The sequence below is a fragment of the Rhodococcus shunpengi genome (genome assembly GCF_048381395.1).
GTDB lineage: Bacteria > Actinomycetota > Actinomycetes > Mycobacteriales > Mycobacteriaceae > Rhodococcus.
The window spans coordinates 16,808-39,583 of sequence record NZ_JBLWIU010000012.1 but is presented as its reverse complement, the minus strand read 5'-3'; the positions used below and the strand labels follow the sequence as shown (position 1 = coordinate 39,583).

Below are 22,776 nucleotides of genomic sequence, written 5' to 3'. Positions count from 1 at the left end.
GACCCCGCTCAGCGGGGTTCAACCCACCGAAGTCCGATTCAGGGCTTGACGGATCTGCCGCACCACCTCGTCGGGTTCCTGGGTGATCGCGTGCCAGGTGAAGCGCAGCACGTGCCAGCCGGCGTTGATCAGGACGTTCTGCCTCTCGGCGTCGCGGCGGTGTCGCTCGGCGTCGCGGTGCCAGGCCCACCCGTCGATCTCGATCGCGACCCGCTCGGCGTCGAACACCACGTCGATCTCGAAGCCGCAGCTCATCGCATGTGCCCGCCAGCCGGTGAACCCCGCCCCACGGAGCAGTCGGTGGAAGATGCGTTCGGCCTGGGAGTGGCCGCCTTCGCGAGCCGAACACAACAGATGAGCGGCGCGGGGTGCGCCGTGACGCCCGAGATTCCTTCGATGTGCCTGCTCGAGTACGGGTAGCGAGGTGTGACGCTGCAGCGCGCGGTCCATGAGCACCGAACCCGTCGGCAGTTCGACGGCGGCTTCGAGCACCGTGAGTGGCAGCGCGGTGACGGGTAGACCGCGCACTACGACGAGGTCGCGTCGCTGAAGGTCGCGTCGGCGTACCCGTACCCCGTGACGTCGTGCGAGGGTGCGCTTCTGCGGCACGGTCACGTAGCGGAGAGAAGGAGCGCGGTCGAGCAGTCCGTGCCACCATGCCGCGCTCGGTCCCCACGCTGCCGCTTCCGGACCTGCCGCGTAGACGGCTGCCCGTAGCGCCACGGCCGGCGTGCGTTCTCGGTCGGCACGAAGGTAGACGCCGCGTGCGAGCGCGAGCCAGTCGCGGTTCTCGACCCGTCGGTCGACAGCGGAAGCGCTCATTCCGCAGTTCAGTGCTTGCGCTCGGGTGATGACGCCGTCCTGAGCGGCCATGATGCGGTACGCGTTTCGCAGGTTCATATCCGGTTCGACGCAGTGATCGCCGTTCCGGTTCCGCACCGATCGATTTGTGTGGATCCAACCCCGGAAACCGGGGTCGAATCCACACAAATCGTCAGAAGCTCGGGAGACGGTCCGTTTCGCGGGCGTCGGCCAGGGTGGGTGCCGCCTGATCCTTCGCCGACAGTTCGTAGGTCAGCGGGGTGCCGTCAGGTCCTGTTGTGGGCCAGTCGATCCCGATCTCCGGATCGAGGGGGTGCACCTCGTGCTCCCGGTCGGGGTTGTAGCCCGTCGAGCACAGGTAGACGACGGTCGAGTTGTCCTCGAGTGCAAGGAAGCCGTGGCCGAGGCCCTCGGACAGGAAGATCGCGCGTCGGTCCTTCGTGTCGAGCAGCACCGAATCCCACTGCCCGAAGGTCGGCGACCCCACCCGCAGATCGACGACGACGTCGAGCACCGACCCCGACACGCACGTGACATACTTCGCCTGTCCGGGAGGGACATCCGCGTAGTGGATGCCGCGCAGCACCCCGGCGGCGGAGACCGAGCAGTTCGCCTGCGCCAACTCCAGGGGACGGCCGGCGGCGTCGGTGAAACTCTCCTGCTTGAACCATTCGAGGAACACGCCCCGGTCGTCGCCGAACTGTTTCGGCGTGACCTCCCACGCCCCGGCGATCGTCAGTTCCCGGTACTGCAACCTAGCGGTCCTTTCCTCGTTCGAGCAGATCCAGCAGGTAGCTGCCGTAGCCCGACTTCACCAGCGGCTCGGCCGCGGCGCGCAGTTGCTCGTCGTCGATGAACCCGAGACGCCACGCCACCTCCTCGGGTGCGCCGATCTTCAGGCCCTGACGTTGTTCGATGGTGCGCACGTAGTTCGACGCGTCGAGCAGCGAGTCGAAGGTGCCGGTGTCGAGCCAGGCGGTGCCGCGCGGCAATACCTCGACCTGCAGTTTCCCCGCTTCCAAGTAGGTGCGGTTGACGTCGGTGATCTCCAGTTCGCCACGCGCCGACGGCTTCAGCGAGCAGGCGATCTCGACGACGTCGTTGTCGTAGAAGTACAACCCCGGCACCGCGAAGTTCGACTTCGGGTCGTCGGGTTTCTCCTCGAGCGACAGGGCGCGACCGGTGGAGTCGAACTCGATCACCCCGTAGGCCGACGGGTCGGACACCCGGTAGGCGAACACCGCGCCGCCGTCGATGTGGGCGAAGCGCTTGAGCTGCGTGCCGAGGCCGGGACCGTAGAAGATGTTGTCGCCGAGGATCAATGCGACCGGCTCGGTTCCGATGTGGTCGGCGCCGAGCACGAAGGCCTGCGCCAGACCGTCGGGTGAGGGTTGGATCGTGTAGGTGATGTTCACGCCGAACTGCGAGCCGTCGCCGAGCAACCAACGGAACTGCTCGGCGTCGTGCGGGGTGGTGATCATGAGGATGTCGCGGATCCCGGCGAGCATGAGCGTCGAGAGCGGGTAGTAGATCATCGGCTTGTCGTAGACGGGCACGAGCTGCTTGCTCACGCCCTGGGTGATCGGATGCAGACGCGAGCCCGTCCCACCCGCGAGGATGATTCCGCGCATGTCGGACAGTCTCGCATGAGTAGGCTTGCCCCAATGAGGCTGCTCGTCACCGGTGGCGCCGGTTTCATCGGCGCGAACTTCGTCCATCAGACCGTCGCGGAACGACCCGACACTCAGGTCACCGTGCTCGACAAGCTCACCTACGCCGGCAACCGCGCCTCCCTGGACCCGGTCGCCGAGAAGATCACCTTCGTCCAGGGCGACATCGCCGACGCCGACCTCGTCGACCGGCTCGTCGCCGACACCGATCTGGTGGTGCACTTCGCCGCCGAATCCCACAACGACAACTCGCTGGCGAACCCGGCGCCGTTCGTGCAGACCAATCTCGTGGGCACCTTCACGCTGCTCGAGGCCGTCCGCAGGTACGACGTGCGCTATCACCACATCTCCACCGACGAGGTGTACGGCGACCTCGCCCTCGACGACCCCGCTCGCTTCACCGAGGCCACCGCCTACAACCCGTCGAGCCCCTACTCGTCGACCAAGGCCGGTTCGGATCTGCTGGTACGCGCCTGGGTACGCTCGTTCGGCGTCCGCGCGACCATCTCCAACTGCTCGAACAACTACGGTCCGTATCAGCACGTGGAGAAGTTCATCCCCCGCCAGATCACCAACGTGCTCACCGGCGTGCGCCCCAAGCTCTACGGCACCGGCACCAACGTGCGGGACTGGATCCACGTCGACGACCACAACAGTGCCGTGTGGACGATCATCGAACACGGGCAACTCGGGGAGACCTATCTGATCGGAGCGGACGGGGAGAACGACAACCGCACCGTCGTCGAAACCGTCCTCGAGCTGTGCGGCAAGGACCGCAGCGAGTTCGATTTCGTCACCGACCGCCCCGGCCACGACCTGCGGTACGCCATCGACGCGACCCGCCTGCGCACCGAACTGGGCTGGCAGCCCCGCTACCGCGACTTCCGTGAGGGCCTGGCCGCGACCATCGACTGGTACCGCGCCAACGAGCAGTGGTGGACGCCACACAAGCATGCCACCGAGGCCGCCTACAGCCGGACCGAGCGCGTTCTGGGCGGATAACCTGCGCCGTTCGGGGTGATCCCGGCACAATTCGCGAATGGGTCGAAACACTGGTGCACGACGCACACAACCGTGGAGCTCCTGTTTCCGCTGCTACTGTCGCATCGAAAACAGCGGATCGACCACGAGCGGGGAGTAGCCCGATGGAGCAGGCAGCTGCCGGCGACACAAGCACGATCGGACATGACGCGGACACGCTGGACGAGGTTCTCACCGAGCCGGTGCGTCGCGACCGGCTGATCGTCCAGCGCGGCGTCTTCGCATCCCTGTCGCCGCGCGTGCCGGAGAAGATGTACGTCCACACGAAGGGCGACGCGGCGTCCGATCGCTACGGGCTGCAGCTCGCCGACGGCGCGACCGCCCACACCAACACCTACTTCGGGCGTTTCCCCGCGACGTTCTGGCAGCGCTGGACCGACGTGAAGACCGTCAACCTGCAGCTCACCTACGGCTGCTCCGGTACCGCGAAGTTCACCGTGTGGGCGTCCGACGCCCGTGGACGCGAGCGGATCGTGACGGTCGAGACGGTGTCGGGTTCGGGCGAGCTCGACCTCGAGCTGCCGATCGAGCGGTTCGTCGACGGCGGTGCGATGTGGTTCGCCGTCGCCGCCAGCAACGGATCGGTGCTCGTCTCCGACGCGCGCTGGACGGTCGCCGCACCCGAGCGCCTGCGACCCGCCGCCGTCGTCATCTGCACGTTCAACCGCGCCGACGACTGCACCGTCACCGTCGGCACCCTCGCCTCGGACGACGGGGCGATGGCCGACATCGAAGCGGTGTGCATCGTCGACCAGGGCACCGACCAGGTGCGCTCGCGTTCGGCGTTCGCCGAGGTCGCCGACAAGCTCGGCGACAAGCTCATCTACCTGACCCAGCCGAACCTCGGTGGTGCGGGTGGTTTCTCGCGAGGCATGTACGAGATCACCGGCTCGGCCAAGGCCGAGCACGCCAACGTCATCGTCATGGACGACGACATCCTGTGCGAACCCGAATCGGTGTTGCGTCTCAACGCTTTCGCGAACATGACGGTGCAGCCGACGATCGTCGGTGCCCAGATGTTGTCGTTGAGCAACCCGCAGGTCCTGCACGTCTCGGCCGAGCGTGAGGTGCTCGACGAGATCACCGCCGGCGCACTGACTCCGGGCGCGCGCATGGGCATCGATCTCGTGAAGAAGAAGCAGGACATGCGTTTCGACGCCGGCTGGAACGGCTGGTGGACCTGCCTGCTGCCGGCCGAGATCATCGCCGACTGCGGCCTGCCCATCCCGTTGTTCTTCCAGTGGGACGACATCGAATACGGCATCCGTGCTCGCTACGCGGGGCATCCGACGGTCACCCTGCCCAATGCGGGTGTGTGGCACGCCGACTTCTACCTCAAGGACTACGACGACTGGGCGCGCTACTTCAGCATCCGCAACGGTCTGATCGTCTCGTCCATCTACGGGCGCTTCGACGGGAACGACATGTCGAAGTACCTGTTCCGCAAGATCAGTGAGCTCATCGTCTCGATGCAGTACGGTCTCGCCGCGACCTTCATCAAGGCGGCGGAGGACTTCCTCGCCGGACCGGACTTCCTCTACGACGGCGGCCAGTCGGTGCTGAAGGAACTGCGCGAACTGCGCGACCGCTATCCCGAGACGAAGCCGCTGCCGGCCGCGCAGGTGGGCAAGGAATCCGACCCGCACACGCAGATGTCGGTGTGGCAGTTCGAGCCCGACAAGAAGCGCGAGGGGCTGGTGCTGCTCAAGCGTGCCGTGCAGCAGTTCGCCGGTAAGGTCGACCGCCGGACGGTCACCGTGCCCGCGCACTTCGCCGCCTGGTGGCACGTGTCGCTGTTCGACAAGGCCGTCGTCACCGACGCCTCGCAGAACGCCGTGCGGGTGCGTCACCGCGACAAGGACACCGCCGTCGAACTCGCGAAGCAGACCGCGAAGGTGTGCTGGCAGCTCCGCAAGGAAGCGCCCCGGATGAAGACGGTCTGGCAGGAAGCGCTGCCCAAGCTCACGAGCCGCGAGAACTGGGCGCGCCTGTACGGCATCGACGGGTAGACCGTGCGGGCATGGTCGTTTCCCGTGCTCATCGGGGTTGCGACCGTGCTCGTCGCAGGGGCGTTCTCGTGGGTGCCCTCGCTGTGGTGGGACGAGGCCGCGACCATCTCGAGCGCCGACCGGTCCGTCGAGGGGATGCTCCGCGTCCACACCCGGATCGACGCCGTCCACGGCCTGCACAATCTCCTGCTGCACTACTGGTTCTCGCTGGTGGGCGTCGACGAGTTCACCGCCCGTCTGCCCGGTGTGCTCGCGCTCGGGGCGGGTGCCGCAGCCGTCACCGCGACCGGCCAGGTGCTGGCGGGTCGTCGCGTGGGGATCGCCGCCGGGGTGCTGTTCGCGCTGTCGCCGCGGGTGACCTGGGCGGCCACCGAAGCGCGGTCCTATGCCTTCGCTGCGGCGCTGGTCGCGGTGTTGTCGCTGCTGGTCGCGCTCGGCTGCGCGACCGGCCGTCGACGCTGGTGGGCCCTGTACGCCGTCGTCCTGCCGGTCGCGACGGTGATGTTCGTGTACTCCGCGACGGTCGTCGTCGCGCATGCCGTCACCGTGCTGGTCCGGGGTCGTGGGCGCGGTGCGTTCCTGTTGTCCGCAGGGGTTGGCGCGGCCTTGTCGACGCCGTTCGTCCTGCTCGCCTACTCGCAGGCCGAGCAGGTCGCGTGGATTCCCCCGCTCGACTCGATGATCGTCCGCACGATCGCCCTCGACCAGTGGTTCCCGCAGGCCCCGTGGACGGCTGCGTTGTTCGCCGCGATCACCGTCGCCGGGGTGATCGTCGCGGTCCGTCGTGGTGTGGAGCCGGGGGAGCGCACCCTGCTCTGGCTCACGGTACCGGGCTTCACCGTGCCGATGGTGCTGCTGCTCGGCTACTCGCTGCTCGAGGACAACGTGTACCTCGAGCGCTATCTGTCGTTCACGGTTCCCGCGATGGTGCTCTCGGTGGGCTGGGCCGCCGCCCGTGTCGCGACCCGCTGGTGGTCGATGCTGATCGTGCTGACCGCGGTCGCCGTCAGTGTCGCGCCGGCCTACGTGCAGCAGCGACAGTCGTTCGGCAAGCCCGGTGGGATGGACTACAGCGTGATCGCCGACCGGCTCGTCGAACGCTCCGAACCCGGCGACTGTGTGGCCTTCGAACCGCGCGTCTCGTGGGCACCGACGTCACTGCGCGCCGTCGTCGACGCCCGGCCCGACGCGGTGGAAGGGCTCGACGACGTGGGGCTCGGGTACGACGCCGTCGACCGCGTGAACCTGTGGTCGACCGACGCCCCGCCACCGGAACTCGCCCGACGCGCGGCGACCCGATGCGAGGTGCTGTGGGTGATCGCCGACGGCGAGCGCGAGACCGGCTTCCGGGTGTGGCACCCGAACAACGTGTGGTGGCGGTTCGAACCACACCGGTTCACCGAGACGGACACCTACCGGGAGCTCGAGGCCGTCGGTTTCCGGATCACCGACAGGGAGCCGATCCACCGTTCACAGCTCGTCCGGCTCGAACCGACTCAGACCCAGTAGGCGACGCGCGAGCGGTAGTTGCGCAGCGCGAGCAGGGCGATACCCCAGCCGACGACGGTGATGATCAGGACGATGACCCAGTGGTAGAGCTGCTGGTCGCCGCCGAGCAGCGGGGTCCGCACGATGTCGAGGAAGTGGTAGAGCGGGTTGATCTCCGCGATCCGCGCCCGACCCTCGTTGCCGGTGCCCTCGAGCGTCTTCTCCGTCCAGATGATCGGCGTCATGAAGAACAGCAGCTGGACGATGCTGCCGAGCAGCGGCGCGATGTCGCGGTAGCGCGTGGCGAGGATGCCGAAGACCAGCGACACCCACACCGCGTTGATCGCGATCAACGCCAGCGCCGGGATGGCGAGGAAGGCCGTCCAGTACAGCTGACGTGGGAAGAAGATGAAGATACCGATGTAGATGACGATGTTGTGCGCGAACAGGATCATCTGCCGCCACACCAGCCGGTAGACGTGCACACTCAACGGCGTCGGCAACTGCTTGATCAAGCCCTCGTTGGACATGAACACGTCCGCGCCCTCGAGGATCGACCCCTGGATCAGGTTCCAGATGATGAAGCCGAGCGCGACGTACGGCAGGAACTCCGGGACATCGAGGTTGAACAGCGTGCCGTAGAGCACACCCATCGCGATCGCCGACACACCCGTGGCGATCGTGATCCAGAACGGACCGAGCACCGACCGGCGGTAGCGCTGCTTGATGTCCTGCCAGCCGAGCAGCAACCACAGTTCGCGGTGGTTGAAGCCTTCGCGCAGATCCTGGAACGCGCGCCGGAACGAGCGTGAGGACGACTCGATGGGTTCGTCGTCGACGGTGAGGGCATCAGACACGGGTCCCGAGCCTACCCGCGGCGCAAATGCGGCCTGCCGGGGCGCGGGGTGATCGGGACTCCCGACGGATGCGCAGGTCCTGTCGATCTTGCACGATTTTCTCGACGAAAACCGCACGCCCGTGTCGATTGCGGTCCGGTGCGGTATCCGGACCGTGGTACCACCGATCCGACCACCGAGGAGACGTCATGACGCTTGCTCTGCAGGGCTTGGACGAGATCCGCGCGGACCAGGAGAACTTCTACCGCGACCTGCACGCCCACCCGGAGTTGTCGCACCAGGAGTCGCGCACTGCCGCCGAGGTCGCCGCGCGGTTACGGGCCGCCGGGTGCGAGGTGCACACCGGTGTGGGTGGCACGGGAGTCGTCGGGGTCCTACAGCGAGGTGACGGGCCCGGAGTGCTGCTGCGCGCCGATATGGATGCCCTGCCGGTTCGGGAGGAGACCGGTCTGGACTACGCCAGTTCCGTGACCGCGACCGGCGCGGACGGCAACGCGACGCCTGTCATGCACGCCTGCGGGCACGACATGCACGTCGCATGTCTGGTCGGGGCGGTCGAACTGTTGTCCCGCGCCGGCGAGTGGTGTGGGCGGCTGGTCGCGGTGTTCCAGCCGGGGGAGGAGGTCGCCGACGGCGCCCGGCGCATGGTCGACGACGGGCTCGCCGGGATCGTCGGGAAGGTCGACGTGGCATTGTGCCAGCACGTCCTGGCCTTCCCGGCCGGGCTCGTGGGCACGCGCAGCGGGCCGACCCTCTCGGCCGCCGACAGCATGCGCATCACCGTTCACGGCCGGGGTGCGCACGGGTCGATGCCGCAGGCCTCCGTCGACCCGGTGGTCCTCGCCGCGATGATCGTCGTCCGGTTGCAGACGATCATCGCGCGGGAGACCCGGCCCGGTGAGCCTGCGGTACTGACCGTCGGCAGTATTCAGGCCGGGACGAAGAGCAACGTCATTCCGGACAAGGCGACGATCCTGCTCAACCTCCGCACCTACGACGAGGACACCCGTCATGCGATCCTCACCGCTGTGAAGCGGATCGTCGTCGCCGAGTGCGACGCCTCCCGTTCGCCGCGACCACCCGAGTTCGAACTGTTCGACCAGTACCCCATGACGGACAACGACCCCGTGGTCACCGAGCGGGTCGCGGCGGCGTTCGCCGAGCACTTCGGGGACGGCGCGGGTGAACTTCCGTTGCAGACGGCCAGTGAGGACTTCAGCGTCATTCCCCGCGCGCTCGGCATTCCGTACACGTACTGGGGGATAGGTGGCACCGATCCCGAGCTCTACGGTCAGGCCGAAGTCGAGGGGCGCATCGCCGACGACGTGCCGGTCAACCACTCGTCGAAGTTCGCTCCGCTGCTGCAGCCCACCCTCGACGCCGGGACGGCTGCTCTGACTGTCGCTGCGCGGGCGTTCCTGGGGACTGCATGACGGACGGAGACGCGTGACTACCCAGAGCACGTTGCTGCTCGTACTCGATCTGCTCGGCACCTTCGCCTTCGCTGTCAACGGCGCCTTCACCGCCGTGCGGGTCGCGAGGATCGACATCGTCGGTGTGGTGACGCTCGGGATGGTGACCGCGCTCGGTGGCGGGATCATCCGCGACATCCTGATCGACGACCTTCCGCCCGCGACGTTCAGCGACTGGCGCTATCTCGCGGTGGCCGCTGCCGGAAGCCTTCTCGCTCTCTTCGGCCGTAAGCTGGAGCGATTGTCCAAGCCGATCACCGTGTTCGACGCCGCAGGCTTGAGTCTGTTCGCCGTCACCGGTGCGGGTAAGGCCCTCGATTTCGGGTTGGGCCCGGTGCAGGCGATCATCCTGGGCACGATCACCGGGGTCGGGGGCGGCACGGTGCGCGACGTGTTGATCCGGCGGGTTCCGGTCGTGTTGAACAGCGAGCTGTATGCCATTCCTGCGTTGGTGGCCGCGACCGTCCTCGTCGTCTGCGAGAGTCTCGAGGTGCCCACGCTGCCCGCAGCGCTCGGGGCTGCGGCACTGTGCTTCGTCATCCGAATGGTCGGGGTCCGTTACGATCTCGACGCGCCGCGTCCGCGTGGGTTCGACGACCCCGACCCACCGAAACCGGCCTGACCGAAACCGGTGTTGTTGTCGATTTTCGATGCGTTCTCGCAAACAACGCCGGACTCGATCGGCCGTACGTCAGTCTCCGTCGCCGTCCGCAACCATCTGGCCCGAGTCGCCCGGCCACTCGTACAGTTCCGCCGCCGACTGTATCTGCGCCCACCACGCCGACGAGATCCTCGTGTACGTCGGCAACGGGAAGAACTCGTACTGGGCGACCGTCGCGCACATCGACGTGCAGGACGGTGTGCTGACCGTCGACGGTGAGACCCGGTACAGCAGGTTCGGAAGCGAACGCATGCCCGGACTCGACTCGTCCGGCACCTGGGTGCGCTCGCCGAAGGGCGGACCGACCGGACGCAGCAAGAAGCGAAACGGCGACCTCGGTCTGGATCGCTACGCCGGGACGTGCCCGAAATAGCCGGTCGGCTGCCGACCACGCCGTTCTCTCCCTCCCCGACGAACCGCCACCACCGCCCACCTGAGGAAAGGAGGTTGTATGTCCTCTTTGTGGCGTCGCACTGCGCGATATCAGGGGAGAATGACGGCGGGAAGTACCGGAGATGGGAGTGACGGGGCATGAGGGCGACAGCCGAGTCGGGAGAGGCGTGGTCGGCGGAGCGCCTGTTCGCGGGACCGGGAGAAAGCCAGGAACGCTTTCGGAAGACCGATTGGTCGGCTACGCCCCTGGGTCCGGTGGAGTCGTGGCCCGCGGAGCTGCGCATGGCGGTGCGGACGGTGCTGCCGTCCGAGGTGCCGATGCTCCTGTGGTGGGGACCGCAGCTGGTGCAACTCTTCAACGACGCGATCATCCCCGTCCTCGGTGACAAGTATCCCGCGGCGGTCGCCCAGCCGGCACCCGAGTGCTGGCACGAGGTGTGGGACGAGGTCGGAGCCCGCGTCGAACGGGCGATGGCGGGTACGGCGACCTTCGCCGAAGAGGAACTGCTGTTCATGCAGCGCCACGGCTACGAGGAGGAGACCTACTGGACCTTCTCCTACAGCCCGATCCGCGACGAGTCCGGCGAGGTGGCAGGGGTGTTCGTCGCGACCACCGATGTCACCTCGCGGGTGCTCGGAGAGCGTCGTCTGGAGGCCCTGAGCCGTCTCGGCACGGTGGCGATCACCGATTCGGGAATGTCGGTGATCGAGACGTGCCGGAACGCGTTGGACGCGCTCGCGCCCAGTCATCAGGACATTCCGCTGGCTGCACTGTTCCTCGACAGTCGGGTGGTGGATCCCGGTGATCCGCAACCGAACTGGAAGCAGCTCGCCGCAATCGGGACGAAGCCCGGCTTCTCTGGTTCCCTGCTCGGACCGGATGAGGACCAGCTGCTGTCGAAGGCCGCGAGGGCCTCCGAACCCTTCGTCGTCTCCGGCGTCGCCGAGCGTTCCCCGGATCTGCTCGACCCGCAGCGAACCCTCGGAGACCATCCGATCGGCACCATCCTCCTCGTGCCGTTGACGGCGTCGGGACACGACTTCCCGCTCGGTGTCCTCGCCGTCGGACTGAGTCCGTACCGGGTGTTCGACGCCGCGTACTCCACCTTCGTCGAACTCGTCGCCACCAAGATCTCGGGACTGCTGCGTGATGCGTCGGCGATGGATGCCGAGCGTCGCCGGGCCGATGCGTTCGCGGCGCTCGACGCTGCCAAGACCCGGTTCCTCGAATCGATCAGCCACGAGTTCCGCACACCGCTCACACTGCTCCTCGGCCCGTTGCAGAGCATGCTCGACGAGGCCACGACGCTGACGGACGCGCAGCGACAGTCGCTGGAGGTCTCTCAGCGCGCCGCGATCCGGTTGCGGCGACTCGTCGACGCGTTGCTCGAAGCGACGCGTGCCGAGACCGACCCGTCGCGAAAGCCCCTGAGGCCGACCGATCCGGCGGCGCTCACGGCCGAATGTGTGGACCTGTTCACCGACGCGGCTCAGCGTGCGGGCCTGGACCTGCGCAGCCGGATCGCCGACGCGGCGGCCGAGCAGACCCGGCTCGATCCCCAGACGTGGGCCCATATCGTGCTGAACCTGCTCTCGAACGCGATCAAGTACACCCCCTCGGGATCGATCGATGTGGATCTGGACGTCGAGGACGATCTGCTGGTCCTGAAGGTCGCCGACACCGGTCTCGGCATTCCGGAATCGGAGCTCGGTCGCATCTTCGAACGGTTCCATCGCGTCGAGAGCGTCGGGGGACGCAGTCAGGAGGGCATCGGGCTGGGTCTGTCCCTCGTCTCGGACTGGGTCCACACGCTCGGCGGAAGTGTGACCGTGTCCAGTGAGCTCGGGCACGGCAGCACCTTCACCGTGTCCGTTCCCCGCGTCCTCGACCAGACGTCGGAGTCGCCGGCGGGAACCGTCCCGGGGGATCTGAGCGCCATGTACATCGGCGAAGCGCAACAGTGGGACAGGGTCGCTTTCGACGAGAACGAATCGTCCACGCAGGGAGAGGATGTGGAATCGTTGCCACGGATCCTCGTGATCGAGGACAACGCGGACATGCGTGACTATCTGACGCAGTTGTTGCGTCGCCAGAGCTGGCACGTGGATGCGGTGGGGGACAGCGATGCCGCCCTCGAGCGGATCCGATCGCGACCGCCGCATCTCGTCCTCAGCGACATCATGCTCCCCGGTCGGGACGGGGTGGAGCTGCTCGGGGAGATCCGCCGCGACCCGGCGACCTCCCGTTTGCCGGTCATCCTCCTGACGGCACGGGCCGGCGCGGAGGCCACGATCGGCGGTCTGCGTACCGGCGCCGACGATTACATCACCAAACCGTTCCATCCCGACGAGCTCATCGCCCGTGTGCGCGTGAATCTCGAATTGTCGTGGCTGCGTGAGCAGATGCTCGCCGCGCGGGAGCGTGAGTCCGACCAGTTGAAGACGGCCCTGGAGACCCGGTCGACACTGAGCAAGGCCGTCGGACTGATGATGGCCACGTTCAAGTGCGACGCCGACGCGGCGTTCGACAAACTCGTCGCCTTCTCCCAGCACCGCAACGTCAAGGTGCGTGAGATCGCCGAGCAGATCGTCGGTGACTACACCGCCTCGCTCAGCAATTCGTCGGGGTAGTGCTCTGCGCCTTCGGTTCCGCCGCTGCTACTGCAGACCGTGAGCGCGGTGACGGATCAGGCCCCCGCGTACAGCTTGTCGATCTCCTCGGCATACTTCGCATCGATGGGCTTGCGCTTGAGCTTCATCGTCGGGGTCAGCTCGTCGCCGGAGGGTTCCCAGATCGTCGGCAGCACCGTGTACTTCTTGATCTGCTCGACCCGCGACAACTTGCTGTTCGCCTCCTCGACCGATTTCGCGATCGACTCGAGGACCACCGGATGCCGGGAGAGCTCCTCGTGGGTGCCGCTGAGACCGTGTTGTTCGGCGAAAACGGCCAAGGCGTCGGGATCGAGCGCGAGCAGCGCGACGTTGTAGGGTCGGTCGTTGCCGATGGCGACGGCGCCACCGAGCATCGGGCAAGCGGCGCGCAGGGCGCCTTCGATATTGGCGGGTGACATGTTCTTCCCCGCCGCGTTGACGATGATCTCCTTCTTCCGGTCGATCAACCGCACGTATCCGTCCGCGTCGATCTCACCGATGTCGCCGGTGTGCAACCAGCCGTCGGAATCGATTGCATCCGAAGTCTTCTCGGGGTCGTTGCGGTAGCCCTTCATCAACAGCGGACCCGAGACGAGCAGTTCGCCGTCCTCGGCGATCCTGAGCTGCGCACACGGCACGGCCTGCCCGACGGTGCCGATGCGGATGGCGCCCGGCCGGTTCATCGTGACCACGCACGAGGTCTCCGACATGCCCCACACCTCGGAGCACGGAATGCCCAGGGCGAGAACGAACTCGAGGACCTCCGGCGAGATCGCGGCGGCACCGGTGACAGCGGCCCGGACCTGATCGAGGCCGAGCTTGCCGCGGATCGCGGACAGCACCAGCCTGTCGGCCACCGCGTGCTGCACCTCGAGGGTGCGGGGGACCGGTTTGCCGTCGGACTGCAGCCGGGCACGCTTGCGTCCGACGTCGATCGCCCACAACGCGAGTTTCTTCTTGATCGGGCTCGATTCCTCGGCGAGGGTCTTGTCGATCGCGGCCTTGAGCTTGTACCAGACCTGGGGGACGGCGCCGAAGAGCGTCGGCCGCAGGCTCGGCAGCACGGTGATGGCCTGCTTGAGGTCGTCGAGCGTGGTGATCTGCATGCCGCTGTACAGGCTCGAGTAGTGCGAGCCCCAGCGGTTGGCGATGTGCGCGTCGGGCAGATACGACAGGATCCGGTCGTCCGGGCCGGTGGGCAGATACGAGCTCGTCGCCTCGAGTTCGGCGAGCAGGTTGGCGTGGGTGAGTTCGACACCCTTCGGCGGCCCGGTGGTGCCGGAGGTGTAGATGAGGGTCAGCAGGTCGGGCGGTTGCACGGCCTTCCACGAGGCGTCGAAATCGAAGGACGGATCGGCGGCGGCCTCGAGGTCGTCGAGGGAGATCGTGCCTTCCGGTTTGCCGTCGATGCACACCAGGTGCTCGACCTTCGTGTCGCCGAGCGCCTGCCGCAGAACGGGGACGAACTGTTCCTCGGCGATCATCACGCGGTTGCCGGCGTTGCCGAGCACGTACGAGATCTGTTCGGCGGTCAACGAGTTGTAGATCGAGAACGGCACCGCGCCGAGGTGGATCGCGGCGGTGTCGAGAAGGTGGAATTCGGGCCGGTTGGTGAGCATGAGACCGACGGTGTCCCCGCGGCTCACGCCGAGGCCGGCCAGCCCGGCGGCGAGGCGTTCGACGCGCTGCGCGTACTGACGCCAGGTGTAGGAGACGGAGTCGTCGGGGGTGCGCAGCGCGACCTTGTCGGGGTACGCCGCGGCGGTGGTCTGGAAGGCTTCGCAGAGGGTCGACGGTGAGGTGGCACGAGGGGTCATCACTGGCTCCCGAGGTCGAGTGTGGCGAAAGTGTAGGACGAAGTGCGTACATCCGTGGTCGGATTTGCCGGATTGTTGCGCCGGAATCGAGCGGTGATGCAGGCGAGTGTTTGTTCCTGCCCACCCCGGGTACCGCCGGGGACATGACCACCGTGGATCGCATCGCGGATCCGTGGGGTTCGCGCACACCCTATGGACCCGGGCAACGCTGGCCCACCCGCGTCGACACCTATCTCGCCGACGGACTGACCGAGGACGATGTCGACAGGTGGGTGCAGTCGGCGACCATCCTGCATTCCAACGGCGACGGCCTCGACATCGCCGTCAAGGACGGACGCATGGTGGGGGTGCGCGGACGCGCCGTCGACCGGGTCAACCACGGCCGGGTCGACCCCAAGGACCTGTTCGGCTGGCAGGCGAACCACTCGGAGGACCGGCTCACCACGCCGTTGATCCGGCGCGACGGCAAGCTCGTCGAGACCGACTGGGACACCGCGATGGATGCCGTCGCCGGTCGCACGAAGCAGCTGCTCGACGAGCGCGGCCCCAGCTCGGTCGGCTTCTACACCACCGGGCAGTTGTTCCTGGAGGAGTACTACACCCTCGCGCTCATCGGGCACGGTGGCATCGGCACCAACCACATGGACGGCAACACGAGGCTGTGCACGGCGACGGCGGCAGCCGCCCTCAAACAGTCCTTCGGGTGCGACGGCCAGCCCGGCTCCTACACCGACATCGACCATGCCGACGTCATCGCGCTCTACGGACACAACATGGCCGAGACACAGACGGTGACATGGACGCGGATCCTCGATCGGCTCGCCGGACCGAATCCACCGGCCGTGATCTGTGTGGATCCGCGGCGGACGCCGGTCGCGCGGGCCGCGACGGTGCACCTCGCTCCGCGCCCGGGCACCAATGTCGTCCTCATGAACGGGCTGTTGCACGAGATCCTGCGACGCGGGTGGATCGACGAGAAGTACATCGAGGACCACACCGTCGGATTCGACGAGCTACGCAGCCGGCTCGCCGACTACTCCCTCGAGAAGGCCGCCGAGATCTGCGACGTCCCCATCGAGGACCTGCGGGAGGCCGCTCGACTGCTCGGCACGGCGGAGCGGCTGCTCTCGACGGTCCTGCAGGGCTTCTATCAGTCCCATCAGGCCACCGCGGCCGCCGTTCAGGTGAACAACATCCATCTCGTGCGCGGCATGCTCGGCAGGCCCGGTTGCGGAGTCCTCCAGATGAACGGGCAGCCCACCGCGCAGAACACCCGTGAATGCGGAGCCGACGGTGACCTGCCGGCCTTCCGGAACTGGGCCAACGAGGCGCACGTCGAGGACCTCGCCCGGGTGTGGAACATCGACCCGATGCGGATCCCGCACTACACCGCGCCCACCCACCTCATGCAGATGATGCGGTATGTCGAGGACGGCTCGATCCGCTTCCTCTACGTGAGCGGGACGAACCCGGCCGTGTCCCTGCCGGAGCTGCGCCGGGTGCGCGAGATCCTCTCCCATGACAGGCTTTTCCTCGTGGTGCAGGACATCTTCCTGTCGGAGACCGCGCAACTCGCCGACGTCGTCCTGCCCGCTGCGACCTGGGGTGAGAAGACCGGGACGTTCACCAACACCGACCGCACCGTGCACCTGTCGGAGAAGGCCGTCGAACCACCCGGGCAGGCCAGGCCCGATCTCGACATCTTCGCCGACTACGCGCGCCGGCTCGACCTGCGGGACAAGGACGGCGACCCGCTCGTGAAGTGGTCCACGCCCGAGGAGGCGTTCGAGGCGTGGAAGGAGTGCACGGCCGGGCGGCCCTGTGACTACACGGGCATCACCTACGAGAAACTCCGTGGCGGAAGCGGAATCCAGTGGCCGTGCAACGCCGACGCCCCCGACGGGACCGAACGTCTCTACGAGGGCGGAAAGTTCTGGGCGGCACCGGACTACTGCGAGAACTACGGACGCGACATGGTCACCGGAGCGCCGGTCGAACCCACCGAGTACCGGGCGCTGAACCCCTTCGGCAAGGCGATCATCAAGGCGGGTGAGTATCTTCCCCCGCACGAGACGGTCTCCGACGAGTATCCGTATCTGCTCACCACCGGCCGCACGCTCTACCACTTCCACACCCGCACGAAGACCGGTCGTGCCCCGCAACTGCAACGCGCGGCACCGGAGGTGTGGGTGGAGATGTCGGCGGGCGATGCCGAACGGCACGGCTGGTCGGAGGGCGACCTGCTGCGGATCGACACCCCGCGCGGGCACGTCACCGCTCGGCTGCGGATCAGCGGGATCCGGACCGGGGTGCTGTTCCTGCCGTTCCACTACGGCTACTGGGACACCCCGGCCGGTCACGAACCGGCGCTCGAGGGGCGCGCGGCCAACGAACTGACCTTCACCGACTGGGATCCGGCGTCGAAGCAACCCCTGTTCAAGTCGGGCGCCGCGCGCGTCGAACGGATCGCCGTCGCCGACGACGGGCCTTCCGCGGCACCGACCACCACCGCCTCGGCGCCGGTCTCCGGCGCCGTGCCCGCCACCTCGGGTGGACCGGACGCCGAGATCACCGAGACGCTCGGCGACGGAGGGCCGCGATGAACAAGGTCTCCCTGGCGATCCGCGAACTGCACCGATCGGAGAACGACCTGGCGACCGAACTGCTGCGCACCGCGGACCGGCACAAGGTCGACCACGAGATCTTCCACGTGGCGCGTGACATCGCCGGCTGGTCGCAGCAGCACGTGCGCGAACTCGCCCGCGTCGGCCACGACTACGACCTCGACCTCGACGACGAGCCCCAGGGCGTCCACGAGGTGCTCGCGGAGGTGCGGCGGAAGGGAAGTGAGATGCTCGGACGCCGGCAACCCCCGAGCGTCCTGTTGTTGCGGGATCTGCGCACCGTGCACCGCATGGCGGCGGGTGTCTCGCTCGACTGGGAGATCCTCGCCCAGACGGCGCAGGCCCTGAGCGACCGCGAACTGCTCGCCCTCTCCGAACGCTGCCATCCCCAGACCCTGCGTCAACTGCGCTGGGCGAACGCGAAACTCAAGGAGATCGCAGCGCAGACGGTCGTCACCGACTGAGCGGCGGCACCGTCAGGGCCGTTCGAACCTCTCCTCGCGCCCGAGTCTGCGCAACCGGATCCACTCGCGCAGACCGGCCGGGTCGCGGCGCGTGATCAGGAAGTACCAGCCGAAGCGCACCCATTCCTGGGGCAGCAACCGGCGCAGTCCCGGCTGCGACAGCAGGTAGCCGCGGTTGCGGTAGGTGAAGAACCGCTTGGTGTCGTTGTCCGGATACTGCGTGTGCATCCGGCCACCGAGAATCGGCTTGAATTCGTCGGCACCATCCGGGTGCAGGTAGGCCGTCTGCAAGCAGGTGCCGAACGGCAGTCCCGACCGGACGAGACGGCGGTGCACCTCGACCTCGTCACCGCGAACGAACAGACGCAGGTCGGGCACGCCCACCGCGTCGATCGCCGCGGCCGTGAAGAGCGCGCCGTTGAACAGCGAGGCGATACCGGGCAGCAGGTCCTCGTCGCCGAGTTCGTGCCGCCACCGCCGCCACACCACACCGCGGCGCAGCGGGAAGGCGAGGCGATCGGGCTGCGCGATGTCGCACACGACCGGCGACACCTCGGCCAGGCCGTTGCGCTGCGCGCAGTCGAGCAGCGTCGCGAGTACGTCCGGTCCCTCGGGGCGGCCGTCGTCGTCGGCGAGCCACACCCGGTCGGCTCCCAGCGACAGCGCGTACAGGATGCCGAGGGCGAAGCCGCCCGCGCCACCGAGATTGTGCTTCGAACCGAGATAGCTCGTGGGCAGGTCCACCGCGTCGACGAGCTCGCGCACCGCGTCCTCGTCGCCGTTGTCGACCACCACGAGATGGTCGAGCGGACGGGACTGCGAGGCAAGAACTTTCAGCGAGTCCGCCAGCAGCTCACGACGGCGGTGCGTGACGACGACGCCGATGATCCGTTCGTCAGCCACCGTTCGAACCCGTCGAGGCCGCGGCGTCGTGGCCGGACTTCGCGATCCGCTCACGCTCGAGCTCGTGGAGGATCGTGCGCACGTGATCGCCGGCCTCGTCGCCCTCGTAGGCGCGCACCACGTGCTCGATGTCGCCCTGCTCACGGATCCGACCGTGGTCGATCCACATCGCCTGGTCGCACAGCTGGGCGAGGAACTCGTTCGAATGGCTGGCGAACACGAGGATGCCCGAGCGTGCGACGAGATCCTGCAGACGCACGCGCGCCTTCTTCATGAACTCCGCGTCGACCGCGCCGATGCCCTCGTCGAGCAGCAGGATCTCGGGATCGATGCTGGTGACCACGCCGAGCGCGACACGCACCCGCATACCGGTCGAGTAGGTGCGCAGCGGCATGTTGAGGTAGTCGCCGAGCTCGGTGAAGTCCGCGATCTCGTCGACCTTGGCCAGCATCTGCTTGCGGCTCATCCCGAGGAACATGCCGCGGATGATGATGTTCTCGTAGCCTGAGATCTCCGGGTCCATGCCGACGCCGAGGTCGAACACCGGCGCGACGCGACCCTTCACCCGAGCGTGGCCGCGCGTGGGCTCGTAGATCCCCGAGAGCAGACGCAGCAGCGTGGACTTACCGGCACCGTTGTGGCCGACGAGGCCGACGCGGTCGCCTTCCTTCAGCGACATCGTGATGTCGCGCAGAGCCTCGACGACCACGACGTCGGAGTTGTTGCGGCCGATCGCTCCGCCCGCCTTACCCAGGAAGGCCTTCTTCAAGGAGCGGGTCTTGGCGTCGAAGATGGGAAAGTCGACGCACGCGCCGCGCGTTTCGATGCTGACCCGACTCACGATGCTGCTCCAGACGCTGACACGGGACCCGAGCGTACCCGTCGCGCCGATACCCGAGTCCCGGGGCGTACCCGGCGGGACTACAGGTACTGGCCGGTGCCGGGGTGGGTCTGACCGGGAAGTGATTGCTCGTTCTGGCCGCGACCGCCCTGCGCGACGCCGGGAGGAAGCGCTCCCTGACGCATCTGCTCGAGCTGGGCACGAGCCGCCATCTGCTGAGCGAACAGCGCCGTCTGGATGCCGTGGAACAAGCCTTCGAGCCAGCCGACGAGCTGGGCCTGCGCGATACGCAGCTCGGCGTCGGAGGGCACCGCGTCCTCACCGAAGGGCAGTGCGAGCCGCTCGAGTTCCTCCCGTAGATCGGGGGCGAGGCCCTGACCGAGTTCGCGGATGGACGACAGGTGGATGTCCTTGAGCCGGGTGCGGCTGGCGTCGTCGAGCGGCGCGGCCTTCACCTCTTCGAGAAGCTGTTTGATCATGGTGCCGATCCGCATGACCTTCGCCGGCTGCTCGACCATGTCGGCCAGGGATTCGCCGCCGTTCTCGGTCTTCTCCTCCTCCGGCCGGCCGTCGGCCTCCACGCGGGCCGCCTCCTCGCGGGAGACACGGATGGGCCGGCCGTCGGGGCCGATCACGAGAACCTGGTCGTTGTCCGGATGCGTCATGGCTCCATTCTCCCTTTCCCACCCCGGGTGTGCCCGGTTGCCCGAAGGTCCCGGAGTGCCGGGTACCCCGAGCGAGCCTACCGAGAGGGCAACACCGGATGCAGGCACGGCGCGTCCCGATTGACATCGGGACCTAGAGTGTCTGCCATGGCTTACGACGTTGCCCGGATCCGGGGGTTGATCCCCTCGCTCGGGGACGGGTGGATCCATCTCGATCCACGGGCCGGTATGCAGATCCCCGATGTGGTGTCGCGCACCGTGTCCACCGCCTTCCGCAACTCGGCCGCGTCGGCGACCGGACGGCACCTGTCATCGCGTCGCAGCGCCGCGATCCTCCAGGAGGCGCGCGTCGCGGTCGCGGAACTCGTGGGGGCCGACCCGGACGGGGTCGTCCTGGGGCCGAGCCGCGCGGTGTTGCTCGCCTGGCTCGCCGAAGCACTCAGTTCCCGCCTCGGGCTCGGCACCGGCATGGTCCTCTCACGGCTCGACGACGAGGCGAACATCGCTCCTTGGTTGCGGGTCGCGAGCCGCTACGGCGCGCAGGTGCGCTGGGCCGAGGTCGAGATCGAGACGTGCGAGCTGCCCACCTGGCAATACGAGGAACTCATCACGCCCACCACCCGGCTCGTCGCGCTCACCGCGGCGTCGTCCATCGTCGGCACCGCGCCCGACGTGCGGGTCGTCGCGGATCTCGTCCACGAGGTCGGTGGGCTCATGGTCGTCGACGCCGCCGGCGCCGCCCCCTACGCCCACGTCGACATCGACGATCTCGGCGCCGACATCCTCACCGTGGATATCGCCGCGTGGGGCGGACCGCAGATCGGTGCGCTGGTCTTCTCCGACCCCTCGCATCTCGAACGGGTCCCGGCGATGTCGCTGAATCCGCACGCGCGCGGTGCCGAACGCCTCGAGGTGGGCGGTCACCAGTTCGGGCTGCTCGCCGGGATCCCCGCGTCCATCGACTTCATGGCCTCGCTGGACGACGATGCCACCGGTTCGCGCCGCGAGCGTCTCGACGTCTCGATCAGCTCGATGCAGAACTACCAGGACGTGCTGTTCGACCGTCTGATGCGACAGCTCGACAGTCTCACCGGCGTGATCGTGCTCGGCCGCGCGTCGAGCCGCGTCCCCACTCTCAGCTTCACCGTCGACGGGGTCCCGGCCGAGAAGGTCGCCGCGCATCTCGCCGACCGCCGCATCGCGACGGTGGCGAGCACCCGCGGATCGAGCCGGCTCCTCGACTCCCTCGGCGTCAGCGACGAAGGGGGAGCGGTGAGCATCGGCCTCGCCCCCTACACCACGAGCTTCGAGGTCGATCAGCTCGTCCGCGAGCTCCGCAACCTCTAGTTCCGCGCGATCCGCAGCACGACCTTCCCGACGGTCTCGGGGCTGTCGAGCAGTTCGTGTGCCTGTGCTGCCTCGGTGATCGGCAGCTCGGCGTGCACGACGGGATGGACCTTCGCCTCCTCGATGAGCGGCCACAGATCGGCGCGCACGGAGTCGATGATCTCGCTCTTGCCCGACGGACCCGAGTCCGGACGGCCGCGCAGACCGGTCGCGATGACGTGACCGCGCTTGGCAAGCAACTTACCGAGGTGCAGTTCGCCCTTCGTGCCGCCCTGCATGCCGATGACGACGAGCCGTCCGTCCGGAGCGAGGACGTCGATGTTCCGGGACAGGTACTTCGCACCCATGTTGTCGAGCACCACGTCGGCGCCACCGAAGGTATTGCGCACCTCGGAGACGAAGTCCTGTTCGCGGTAGTCGATCGCCAGGTCGGCGCCGAGTTCGCGACAGCGGTCCAGCTTGCCGGCCGAGGCCGTCACCGCCACCTTCGCGCCGAGCGCCTTGCCCACCTGGATGGCGTGTGTACCGATGCCGCCACCGCCACCGTGGACGAGCAGGACGTCGCCGCGCTTCAGTCCGGCCGCCATCACGACGTTCGACCACACCGTGCACGCGATCTCCGGAAGCGACGCGGCGATCGCGATATCGATGCCCTTCGGGACGGGCAGCAGCTGGGAAGCGGGGACCGCGACCTTCTCGGCGTAGCCGCCGCCGGTGAGCAGGGCGCAGACCTTGTCGCCGATGTTCCAGCCCGTCACACCCTCGCCGAGTTCGGAGATCACTCCGGAGCATTCGAGGCCCAGGATGTCGCTCGCCCCCGGGGGGGGCGGGTAGAGGCCGCGCCGTTGCAGCAGGTCGGCGCGGTTGACCGCGGTCGCCGCGACATCGAGAAGTACGTGCCCGGGAGGCAGGTCCGGGTCGGGCTGCTCGGTCCACCGGAGAACTTCTGGACCACCGGGTTCGGTGGCGACGATTGCATACATGTGTTCGACGCTATCGCGTGCGGCGCAGTGAGGGGACGGTCACTCCGCTCACGGCGCGCTCACCTGC

The 22,776-nt window shown here is 67.7% G+C and carries 19 protein-coding genes; 10 read left to right on the top strand and 9 right to left on the bottom strand.

What is annotated here, in order from left to right; genetic code table 11:
• Positions 1 to 18: 18 nt before the first annotated feature.
• The 3 genes from ACNJ7K_RS05445 to rfbA all read right to left on the bottom strand — a co-directional run bounded on the left by ACNJ7K_RS05445 (position 19) and on the right by rfbA (position 2,453).
• Positions 19 to 900 (bottom strand): DUF559 domain-containing protein, encoded by an 882-nt coding sequence (locus ACNJ7K_RS05445; RefSeq protein WP_230789769.1) that lies wholly within the window; start codon positions 898 to 900, stop codon positions 19 to 21.
• A gap of 94 nt (positions 901 to 994) precedes the next feature.
• The gene (gene rfbC, locus ACNJ7K_RS05440; protein ID WP_268655002.1) at positions 995 to 1,576 is read right to left on the bottom strand and encodes a dTDP-4-dehydrorhamnose 3,5-epimerase; all 582 of its coding nucleotides are present in this window, start codon (positions 1,574 to 1,576) and stop codon (positions 995 to 997) included.
• Between the two features lies 1 nt (position 1,577).
• Positions 1,578 to 2,453 carry a glucose-1-phosphate thymidylyltransferase RfbA gene (rfbA, locus tag ACNJ7K_RS05435; RefSeq protein ID WP_487041325.1) on the bottom strand — a complete coding sequence of 292 codons (876 nt, stop codon included), beginning with the start codon at positions 2,451 to 2,453 and terminating at the stop codon, positions 1,578 to 1,580.
• A gap of 33 nt (positions 2,454 to 2,486) precedes the next feature.
• Here rfbA and rfbB point away from each other — a divergent pair, with 33 nt between their 5' ends.
• The 3 genes from rfbB (at position 2,487) to ACNJ7K_RS05420 (ending at position 7,051) form a co-directional block, all read left to right on the top strand.
• On the top strand, positions 2,487 to 3,494 hold the full coding sequence (gene rfbB / locus ACNJ7K_RS05430; RefSeq protein WP_487041324.1) for a dTDP-glucose 4,6-dehydratase: 1,008 nt from the start codon (positions 2,487 to 2,489) through the stop codon (positions 3,492 to 3,494).
• A gap of 143 nt (positions 3,495 to 3,637) precedes the next feature.
• Positions 3,638 to 5,542 (top strand): glycosyltransferase, encoded by a 1,905-nt coding sequence (locus tag ACNJ7K_RS05425; RefSeq protein ID WP_487041323.1) that lies wholly within the window; start codon positions 3,638 to 3,640, stop codon positions 5,540 to 5,542.
• A gap of 24 nt (positions 5,543 to 5,566) precedes the next feature.
• Positions 5,567 to 7,051: a glycosyltransferase family 39 protein gene (locus ACNJ7K_RS05420; protein ID WP_487041322.1), complete on the top strand. Its 1,485-nt coding sequence runs from the start codon at positions 5,567 to 5,569 to the stop codon at positions 7,049 to 7,051.
• On the opposite strand, the gene wzm is transcribed toward ACNJ7K_RS05420, so the two are convergent.
• Entirely contained in the window at positions 7,039 to 7,887 is an 849-nt protein-coding gene (wzm, locus tag ACNJ7K_RS05415) for a galactan export ABC transporter permease subunit Wzm/RfbD (RefSeq protein WP_006553471.1), read from the bottom strand. The genes ACNJ7K_RS05420 and wzm overlap by 13 nt on opposite strands.
• A 188-nt stretch (positions 7,888 to 8,075) precedes the next feature.
• Between wzm and ACNJ7K_RS05410 the strand changes: the two genes are divergently transcribed.
• From ACNJ7K_RS05410 to ACNJ7K_RS05395, 4 genes are all read left to right on the top strand, one after another.
• Positions 8,076 to 9,320 carry an amidohydrolase gene (locus tag ACNJ7K_RS05410; RefSeq protein ID WP_487041321.1) on the top strand — a complete coding sequence of 415 codons (1,245 nt, stop codon included), beginning with the start codon at positions 8,076 to 8,078 and terminating at the stop codon, positions 9,318 to 9,320.
• A 13-nt stretch (positions 9,321 to 9,333) separates the two neighbouring features.
• Complete coding sequence (locus ACNJ7K_RS05405) at positions 9,334 to 9,981, top strand: trimeric intracellular cation channel family protein (RefSeq protein ID WP_120281100.1); 648 nt, start codon at positions 9,334 to 9,336, stop codon at positions 9,979 to 9,981.
• Between the two features lie 28 nt (positions 9,982 to 10,009).
• The gene (locus ACNJ7K_RS05400; protein ID WP_487041320.1) at positions 10,010 to 10,393 is read left to right on the top strand and encodes a hypothetical protein; all 384 of its coding nucleotides are present in this window, start codon (positions 10,010 to 10,012) and stop codon (positions 10,391 to 10,393) included.
• A 158-nt stretch (positions 10,394 to 10,551) separates the two neighbouring features.
• Positions 10,552 to 13,044: a response regulator gene (locus ACNJ7K_RS05395; RefSeq protein WP_487041319.1), complete on the top strand. Its 2,493-nt coding sequence runs from the start codon at positions 10,552 to 10,554 to the stop codon at positions 13,042 to 13,044.
• Positions 13,045 to 13,100: 56 nt separating this feature from the next.
• Here the strand turns inward: ACNJ7K_RS05395 and ACNJ7K_RS05390 are convergent, their stop codons facing one another.
• Complete coding sequence (locus ACNJ7K_RS05390) at positions 13,101 to 14,882, bottom strand: AMP-dependent synthetase/ligase (protein ID WP_487041318.1); 1,782 nt, start codon at positions 14,880 to 14,882, stop codon at positions 13,101 to 13,103.
• Between the two features lie 143 nt (positions 14,883 to 15,025).
• Between ACNJ7K_RS05390 and ACNJ7K_RS05385 the strand changes: the two genes are divergently transcribed.
• A complete protein-coding gene (locus ACNJ7K_RS05385; protein WP_487041317.1) occupies positions 15,026 to 17,485 on the top strand; it encodes a molybdopterin oxidoreductase family protein in 2,460 nt (819 codons plus the stop codon).
• Positions 17,482 to 17,970, top strand: a complete 489-nt coding sequence (locus tag ACNJ7K_RS05380; protein WP_487041316.1) for a hypothetical protein — start codon at positions 17,482 to 17,484, stop codon at positions 17,968 to 17,970. Before ACNJ7K_RS05385 ends, ACNJ7K_RS05380 begins: the two co-directional genes overlap by 4 nt.
• Before the next feature lie 12 nt (positions 17,971 to 17,982).
• On the opposite strand, the gene glfT1 is transcribed toward ACNJ7K_RS05380, so the two are convergent.
• The 3 genes from glfT1 to ACNJ7K_RS05365 all read right to left on the bottom strand — a co-directional run bounded on the left by glfT1 (position 17,983) and on the right by ACNJ7K_RS05365 (position 20,379).
• Entirely contained in the window at positions 17,983 to 18,873 is an 891-nt protein-coding gene (glfT1, locus tag ACNJ7K_RS05375) for a galactofuranosyltransferase GlfT1 (RefSeq protein ID WP_016692663.1), read from the bottom strand.
• Entirely contained in the window at positions 18,866 to 19,717 is an 852-nt protein-coding gene (gene wzt, locus ACNJ7K_RS05370) for a galactan export ABC transporter ATP-binding subunit Wzt/RfbE (RefSeq protein WP_159419065.1), read from the bottom strand. Before wzt ends, glfT1 begins: the two co-directional genes overlap by 8 nt.
• 77 nt (positions 19,718 to 19,794) lie before the next feature.
• Positions 19,795 to 20,379 (bottom strand): bacterial proteasome activator family protein, encoded by a 585-nt coding sequence (locus ACNJ7K_RS05365; protein WP_487041315.1) that lies wholly within the window; start codon positions 20,377 to 20,379, stop codon positions 19,795 to 19,797.
• Positions 20,380 to 20,526: 147 nt separating this feature from the next.
• On the opposite strand from ACNJ7K_RS05365, the gene ACNJ7K_RS05360 reads away from it, so the two are divergent.
• Positions 20,527 to 21,726, top strand: a complete 1,200-nt coding sequence (locus tag ACNJ7K_RS05360; protein WP_230789816.1) for a cysteine desulfurase-like protein — start codon at positions 20,527 to 20,529, stop codon at positions 21,724 to 21,726.
• Here the strand turns inward: ACNJ7K_RS05360 and ACNJ7K_RS05355 are convergent.
• Positions 21,723 to 22,709 (bottom strand): NAD(P)H-quinone oxidoreductase, encoded by a 987-nt coding sequence (locus ACNJ7K_RS05355; protein ID WP_159416966.1) that lies wholly within the window; start codon positions 22,707 to 22,709, stop codon positions 21,723 to 21,725. The genes ACNJ7K_RS05360 and ACNJ7K_RS05355 overlap by 4 nt on opposite strands.
• Positions 22,710 to 22,776: the final 67 nt, after the last annotated feature.